General features: G+C 29.5%; 6 protein-coding genes and 1 other annotated feature. Of the genes, 2 read left to right on the top strand and 4 right to left on the bottom strand.

Features of this window, described 5'->3' with window-relative positions:
* Positions 1 to 129 precede the first annotated feature (129 nt).
* Positions 130 to 2,004 (top strand): SEL1-like repeat protein, encoded by a 1,875-nt coding sequence (locus tag MR593_RS11900; protein ID WP_290693179.1) that lies wholly within the window; start codon positions 130 to 132, stop codon positions 2,002 to 2,004.
* Between the two features lie 80 nt (positions 2,005 to 2,084).
* On the opposite strand, the gene MR593_RS11895 is transcribed toward MR593_RS11900, so the two are convergent.
* Complete coding sequence (locus MR593_RS11895) at positions 2,085 to 3,020, bottom strand: magnesium transporter CorA family protein (protein WP_290693175.1); 936 nt, start codon at positions 3,018 to 3,020, stop codon at positions 2,085 to 2,087.
* Positions 3,021 to 3,384: 364 nt separating this feature from the next.
* Between MR593_RS11895 and MR593_RS11890 the strand changes: the two genes are divergently transcribed.
* Entirely contained in the window at positions 3,385 to 3,588 is a 204-nt protein-coding gene (locus MR593_RS11890) for a hypothetical protein (RefSeq protein WP_290693172.1), read from the top strand.
* A 68-nt stretch (positions 3,589 to 3,656) separates the two neighbouring features.
* On the opposite strand, the gene MR593_RS11885 is transcribed toward MR593_RS11890, so the two are convergent.
* The 3 genes from MR593_RS11885 to thrC form a co-directional block, all read right to left on the bottom strand.
* Positions 3,657 to 4,607 carry a DMT family transporter gene (locus MR593_RS11885; RefSeq protein WP_290693170.1) on the bottom strand — a complete coding sequence of 317 codons (951 nt, stop codon included), beginning with the start codon at positions 4,605 to 4,607 and terminating at the stop codon, positions 3,657 to 3,659.
* A gap of 107 nt (positions 4,608 to 4,714) precedes the next feature.
* Positions 4,715 to 5,608 (bottom strand): homoserine kinase, encoded by an 894-nt coding sequence (gene thrB / locus MR593_RS11880; protein WP_290693167.1) that lies wholly within the window; start codon positions 5,606 to 5,608, stop codon positions 4,715 to 4,717.
* 9 nt (positions 5,609 to 5,617) lie between these two features.
* A complete protein-coding gene (thrC, locus tag MR593_RS11875) occupies positions 5,618 to 7,099 on the bottom strand; it encodes a threonine synthase (RefSeq protein ID WP_290693164.1) in 1,482 nt (493 codons plus the stop codon).
* 47 nt (positions 7,100 to 7,146) lie between these two features.
* Positions 7,147 to 7,379, bottom strand: a binding site (T-box leader).
* Positions 7,380 to 7,913 lie beyond the last annotated feature (534 nt).

Genomic DNA, 7,913 nt, shown 5'->3' with positions numbered 1-7,913 from the left:
GTTTTAAAACTAAATATATACTGTTTTGGTATATAATGTGTTATAGTATTAATTTGTCTAGAAAAATCAATCAAATAATTAAAATAAAAATATATAAAAGAAATACAAAAAATAGGAGAAGAAATAAAAATGAGTAAGTTTTCTATAAAGAAAAAGAGTAAAGATGTGCCTACAGAGGCAGTATTGGCATATAGTAAGGGAAATATGCTTGAAAAAATAGGTAAAAAAGATCAAGCTATACAATCCTACATAATTGCTGCAAATCAAAACCATGTAAAAGCACAGTACAGATTAGGGGAGCTTTATTTAGAAAAAAAACAATATGTAGAGGCAGAAAAATGGTTCTCCCTATCTTATAAAAACGGCAAGGATGATGCTGCATATGATTTGGGAAATATGTACTACAATATAGAGGGGTATGAGTATGCGCTTTACTGGTATGAAAAACAGGCGTTAAATGGAGATTTGAGATGCCAAAATAATTTGGGAGTTGTCCATTTTAAATTGAGAGATTTTCAGAGATCAGAGAAATGGTTAAAGACTGCTGCAAATGGAAACTCTGGAGTGGCGTGTTTTAACCTTGGAAATCTGTATATAGAATTAGATAGAGAAGAGGATGCAATTGAATACTACAAAAAAGGTCATATATTGGGAAGTAATGAGTGTAGATTCAATTTGGCGATTTTATATATGAAAAACGGTATGGAAAAAGAAGCTGTGAGCTTATACAAACAGTTGTATAGAAGTGGATTCGAAAAGGGCTGCTATAATTTAGGTCTATATATGGAACTGAACGATCACAGAGATGAAGCTGAGAGATATTACAAAAAAAGTGCAGATAAAAACCACATGAAATCTCAGTACAGATTGGCGTATCTATACGACGAGAAAAATTTTTATGAAGATGCCATAGAGTACTACGTAAAGGCTATAGAATCAAATCATACCTTGTCTAAGCTCAGACTTGGAAATCTATACAACAGACAAAATGAGATTGAAAGTGCTAAGATGTATTATGATTTAGCTTCAAATGATTCTATGGTAGAGGCTAAAAATAATTTTGCCGGGCTTTACTTCGAAGAAAAAAATTACGAAAAAGCTATAAAATACTACGAAGAGGCAATCGCAGATGGATGTAAGGTGGCGATAGAGAATTTAGGAGATCTATATTATCAGACTAAAAACTATCAAATGGCTATATCTTACTACTTAAAAAATTCAACATGTGTGACTTGCCAAAAGAAATTAGCAGATATATACTTTGAGGCAGAAAACACAGAAGAAGCTATTTTATGGTATAAAAAGGCATCTAATAATAAGGATATAGAATCTAGCTATAAGCTAGGCCTTATATACGAGGATTTAAACAATTTAGAAGAGTCTAAGAAGTACTATTTATTGGCTGCAAACGAAAATCACCTAAACGCAAAACTACATTTAGGAAGAATATATTATAATGAAGGAAATTACGAAGACAGCAAAAAAATGCTAGATATATGTGCTAACGAAAACAACGCATATGCCCAACATATGGTCGGGCTTATTTTTGAAAACTACTACAGCGACCACACTAATGCTAAGTACTGGTATGAAAAATCAAAAAATCAAGGATTAGTTGAATCTGTATTTAACTTAGGTCAAATAAGTCTAAAGCTAGATGACGATGATATGGCCAAGAAATACTTTATAAAAGGAGTTGAGCTAGGCAATAAGGACTCAGAATATATGCTAGCAGGTCTTTACCTTAAAAAGGGAAGACTTATGTATAAATCCTTAGCAGATGAGGGCGTATTTAACAGCAAAGATATCTACGAAAGTATACCAGAGTTCAAGTTAAATGTAGATAGCTTTTTAATACCTGAATTTAAGGAGATAGAAGAACAAAAGGACGAAGATGATGAATACATCCCAAATTATATACTAGAAATACAAGAAAATTTAGATGAGATGTACGAAGGCAGAATAGATAAAATGCTAGTTGAAATAGACGGTGTATATAAATAAAATGAACTTAGTTTAAAAAGTAATTCAATAAATTGAGAAATTAAAAAAGGAGCCAAAAGCTCCTTTTTAATTTCAAATAATCATAACAATTTGTTTTTTGATAAAAAGAACGTAAGGATTAAACAAAATACTGTCGTAATTAAAAGTATAATCCAAAATCCATAAGGCTCTTTTTCAAAAGGTATGTTTATTACATTCATTCCAAAAAATCCAGCTACGATTGTAGGAATAGATAAAATAAATGTAACAACTGTTAAAAATTGCATAACATTATTTTGGTTATTATTTATAATTGCACTAAAGGCATCCATGATTCTACTTAAAATATCACCGTATATAGTAGCCATCTCAAGTGCCTGTTTGTTTTCGATAATTACATCCTCTAGCAAATCCTCATCTTCAGGATACTTTTTTATTGCAGATGTTCTGAGTAATTTTTGAAGCACAAGTTCAATTGCTTTTAATGATGTTGAAAAATATATCAAAGATTTTTCTAATTCTAGAAGTTGTAAAAGTTCTTTGTTTTTCATAGAGTCGTGGATTTCACGTTCTATTGCTATAGTCATTTTGTTTATTCTTCTTAAATATAGTAGATAGTACGTAGCATTTTTGTACAAGATTTGAAGAATAAAGCGAGTTTTCTTAAATGTGAAAAACTCTTTTATATGACCTACTATAAAGTCGTTTAAAAGCCTACTTTGAGCTGTACAGACAGTAACAATACATTCATCCATCAAAATAATACCCAAGGGAATTGTTGAATAATGAGCCGAAGAGGAGTCACTTTCATCTATAGGTATATCTATAAGGATTAGCGTGTGGTTATCTTCTACATCGATTCTTGAACGTTCTTCTGCATCTAAAGCGGCGTTTATACTGTCTACATCTAAATCTAAAACATTAGATAATTCTCCGATTTCTTCGTTGTTAGGCTCAACTAAATTCACCCAGCATCCATCTTCGTATGAATTTAGCTTTTCTAATTTGCCTTCAATAGTTTTATAATATCTTATCAAAATAACACTTCCTTATTCAGTTATATATTTAGCGCACTTATATATCTATAAATGACTAAATTCTATAAAAAAATAAGTAGTCTATTTACAGATAGCTAAGTGAAAAATTAATCGACGATAGGTACAAGGGACTAGCGTCCATTTTCATCACTCTCCTATTATTTTTTTCTACCTTAAAATAGAATACCTTTTTTATGAAATAAAATCAAGTTAAATTTATTTTGTGTAATATAATTGATATAAATTTATTAAAAAAATTTAACAGTTTTAAAGGCATTTTATTACTTTTGCCGAATAATAGTAATAAAGGTATAGTATAAAAAATTTTTAGAAAGGAGTTATAACTAAGAATAGATTTACTGAAGTGGAAAAAGTAAAAATGTATGCAATAATAAAACAAAGAGAATTAGAAATCAAAAAAAAAATAGAAGAAATAGAAGCTGAAGAAACAAGTTATAATTCTGATGATATGAAATCTGAATACGATATGATACTTAAATACCTTTACGAAGAAAATAAAATGATTGAAAATATTTTAAAAAAATTTAAGGACATTATATCTATTTAAAATTTAAGAGAATTAATTAATCGATATTTTTTATGACTAAAAAAGGGGCTGTTATAAAACAGCCTCTTTTAATTTTTAGCATCATTAGTTTTATTTACAATGTAAATTCCCAGACATACTAGAATTAGAGCGACTAAATTTTTTAATTTAAATACATCTTCAGATAAGATAACTGCTGATAATATAGTTCCAAATATCGGTGTTAGGAAATTAAATACAGATATTTTTCCTACAGGATTGTATTTAAATAGTGTAGTCCAAAGGCTAAATGCTATAGATGATAGTGATGCCAAATATAAAAATAGTAGTGTGGCATTGATAGATGAAAAATAAAGTCTGCCACCACCTATAAGTCCTAATATTATAAGTATAGCTCCACCTATAAGTAGTTGGTATCCTGTGACTATCATTGGGTTGTCTTCTACCTTAGTTATCTCCTTGCTTATTATAGAGCCAAGGGCAAATGCAAAGGCTGATATAAGAAGGCACCCTTCTCCTAAAAAGCTTATTTGGTTGTCTATTTCGCCTGTTAAATTTACTATTATAATACCTATAAACCCTATTATACATCCAAGACTTTTTCTGAAGTTGAGCTTGTCGTCTTTGTAGATAAAATGCGCCAAAATAACCATCATAAAAGTAGATGTAGGATTTAGTATAGCACCTTTAAAGCTAGAAGCATATGAAAGCCCTATGTAGAAAAATACATATTCCATAGTCGTCTCTACAAATCCCAATAGAGCTATTCCTTTTAGAGATCCTTTTTTTAATGTTGGAAATTTTTTAAGTAAAAAAGTAGTTATAATTAACACAAAAATTCCTGCTAAAAAAAATCTTCCTCCAGCGAAAAGTATCTTTGAAAAAATATCATCTGCACCGATTTTAAATAATTCATATCCTAGCTTTACACAGGGAAAGGCACTACCCCACAGTGCAGTACAAAGAATAGAGCAGAGTATAATGCCGGTGTTCTTTTGAAAAAAGTTAATTTTTTGATCTGTTTTTATTGTTTTTTCCATAAACCCTCCTAAAATATCCATTATAAAAGCCTTCCAGAAATAGGAAAGCTTTTATTTATAGTATATATTAAATTATACTTATTGTAAAAAATTATTATCTATTAAAATTAAACCTCTTTGCAGTAAGCTCCATTAGAATCACAATGTAAATCTAGAATTTTCCAGTCATCCTCTAAAGTAGATAGATAACCATTCATCTTATCTAAGATTTCCTCGTCGCTGTCTTTAGCTAAAGTCATAATAGTAGGGCCTGCACCACTTAAGAAAGTTCCAAGAGAATCTAGTGTATTTGCATAGGCTACTATATCGTCGTAGTTGTTTATCAAGTGACTTCTGTAATCTTGATGGAATTTATCCTTACATGCAACTTTTACTAAATCTAAATTGTTATTTGTAAATGCTGCTATTAAAAGAGCACATCTTGATACGTTGAAGACACCATCTTTATGAGGTATTTGTTTTGGAAGTACGGCTCTAGCTTTTTCTGTTGATAATTCAAAGTTAGGAACCATAGCTAAAAATCTTATTCCATCTGGAACCTTGATCTTTTCGTGGTATAAGTTTCCATCTTCCATAAATGCTATTATCATATTTCCGTATATAGCTGGTGCTACGTTATCTGGATGACCTTCGATTTCTATCGCTAATTTTAGTATTTCATCTTTTGATAAGTTTGCTTCACTAAGTACGTTTGCAGCCATAAGGCCTGCAACTATACAAGTTGAACTACTTCCAAGCCCTCTGCATATTGGTATATTGTTTTCAAATGAAATTTTTATACCCTTAGGTATTTTTGGGGGTTTAACTTTGTCGTAGAAATATAACATAGTCTTATAAACTAAGTTATCTTCGTTTGCAAAAGCCTCTTCACAAGTTCCAAATTCTAATCCTTCTTCTATTTCTTCAAAAGTAAATTTGTTGAATAAATCTAAACATAATCCAAGACAGTCGTATCCCGGACCTATATTTGCGCTTGTAGCTGGTACATAAACTTCTAACATTTTAATCACCTATTTTCCTAAAAATTTTATTATTTCTGATTTAAGTTCGTCTTTTTCACAAGTAATATTGTGTCTTATTTCTAAATCTTTAAGTGTCTTTATTGGCCCAGGTATTTTTGTATTACTTACATCAGATAATTTATCTATTATTTCAAAATCATCTAAGCCATCATCTACAGATGAGATTGAATTTAAAACATCCTTGCTAAATTTGTAAGGGCTAGCTGTGCTAACTATTACAGTTTTAGTTTTATCTTTTGTATCTTCTACGTATTTTTCGTAGCAAGAATATGCTACAGCAGTATGAGTATCTAGTAGGTATTTGTATTTTAAAAATACTTCTTTTATAGTTTCTGTTACTTGGTCTTCTGTTGCATATCCGCCGTAGAAAGAAGATAAATTGTCTTTCATATTTTGATCTATTTCATAAACTCCTTTAGTGTTTAGGTCGTTTATCAATTCGTTTACTTTTTTTGCATCTCTATTAGATATTTCAAATAATAATCTCTCTAAATTACTAGATATAAGTATATCCATTGATGGAGATGTAGTTAATTTAAGCTCTCTGTTTTTGTTGTAAACTCCAGTTGTAAAGAAGTCGTAAAGTACGTTGTTGTCGTTTGAAGCACATACAAATTTATTTACTGGAAGTCCCATTTGTTTAGCAAAGTATCCTGCTAGTATATTACCGAAGTTACCAGTTGGAACTACAAAGTTTATTTTGTCTCCTAGTGATATTTCGTTTTCTTTTACTAATTGTAAGTATGCGTAGAAGTAGTAAACTACTTGTGGTAGTAATCTACCCATGTTGATTGAGTTAGCTGATGATAATATATATCCTTTTTCTTTTAATTCCTTGTTGAACTCTTCATCTGCAAATATATTTTTTACGCCAGTTTGTGCATCGTCGAAATTTCCGTTGATTCCTACAACACAAGTGTTTAGACCCTTTGTAGTCTTCATTTGTAGTTTTTGTATAGCACTTACACCATTTTCTGGGAAGAATACTACTATTTTAATTTTGTCTACATCGCTAAATCCTTCAAGAGCTGCTTTACCAGTGTCGCCTGAAGTGGCAGTTAGTATTACAACTTCTTCTTCTAGGTTGTTTTTTTCGATTGCAGTTTTTAGTAGATAAGGCATTATTGTAAGTGCCATATCTTTAAAAGCACATGTAGGACCATGGTATAATTCTAAAATGTAGTCATCTCCTACTTTACTTATTGGAGCTATTTTTTCTGTATCAAATTTTTCATCATAAGCACTTTCTATGCAGTATTTTAATTCTTCTTCAGTATAGTCAGTTAAAAATTCTTTTAAAATGACAAAAGCTAGTTGTTTATAATCTAAATCAACTAAATTTTTTAATTCATTGCTTAAATCCTTGAAGCTAGAAGGTACATAAAGACCTTTATCAGTAGATAATCCTTTTATTATTGCTTGTGAAGCTGTTATTTTTTCGTTATTGCCTCTTGTACTTAAAAAATACATGTTTTTGCCTCCTATTTTTTTTAACAATTAAAAAACTCCCGTCCCTAAATAGGGACGAGAGTATAAATTCCCGCGGTTCCACCCAAATTGATTTAATAAAAATCCACTTGAACTTGTAACGTAAGCTAAACGTCGTATCTTACTAAAATCTATTTAAAGATAACTTCAGCACGAAGCTCATAGGTAGTTTTCAATTTCTCAAGTTAAGGAAATCTTTCAGCCAGTGAATTTCCATCTCTAGTAACCGAACTAAATTTACTCGTCTAATCATCGCTTTTATTTAATATTTATTATGTATAAGATTTTAAGTGATTAATTTATTAAAGTCAAGGGAAAAAATGGAAATATAAGAAAATTTTTATTTAAAGATATATATATGTAGATTTTTTAACAAATTTGTAACTTTTAATTAAATTGTTTAATAAATTTGAAAGAAAATATTAACAAAATTTTTACTTGTAAAGCCGTAAAATATATTATAATATGAATATATAAGGGTTATCAAATTTATTTTATTATTATAAAAAAGGAAAAAGGGATATTTGAAAATAAGAACTATAAAATTATTCATATATAGTTCAAAAAATTGTTTTAACATTTATGTATAAAGAGGGAGGCGCAAAATGGCAATAGTATTAATAACAGCTTTATTAGTAGTGATTATGTTAGGACTTTCATTTTTATCTTATTTATCTGAAAATAACTTATTAGATGATACCAACACAGAAACTAAATAAATTAATATAATAAAATTGAACTTTAAGTAAAAAATATAAGGATGGAGTAAATTATTCCATCCTTTATTCATTTTTGT

The sequence above is a fragment of the Intestinibacter sp. genome (genome assembly GCF_022780145.1).
In the GTDB taxonomy this organism is placed as follows: Bacteria; Bacillota; Clostridia; order Peptostreptococcales; family Peptostreptococcaceae; genus Intestinibacter.
Note: the sequence above shows the minus strand (reverse complement) of the source record. Positions and strands in the feature narration are given on the sequence as shown.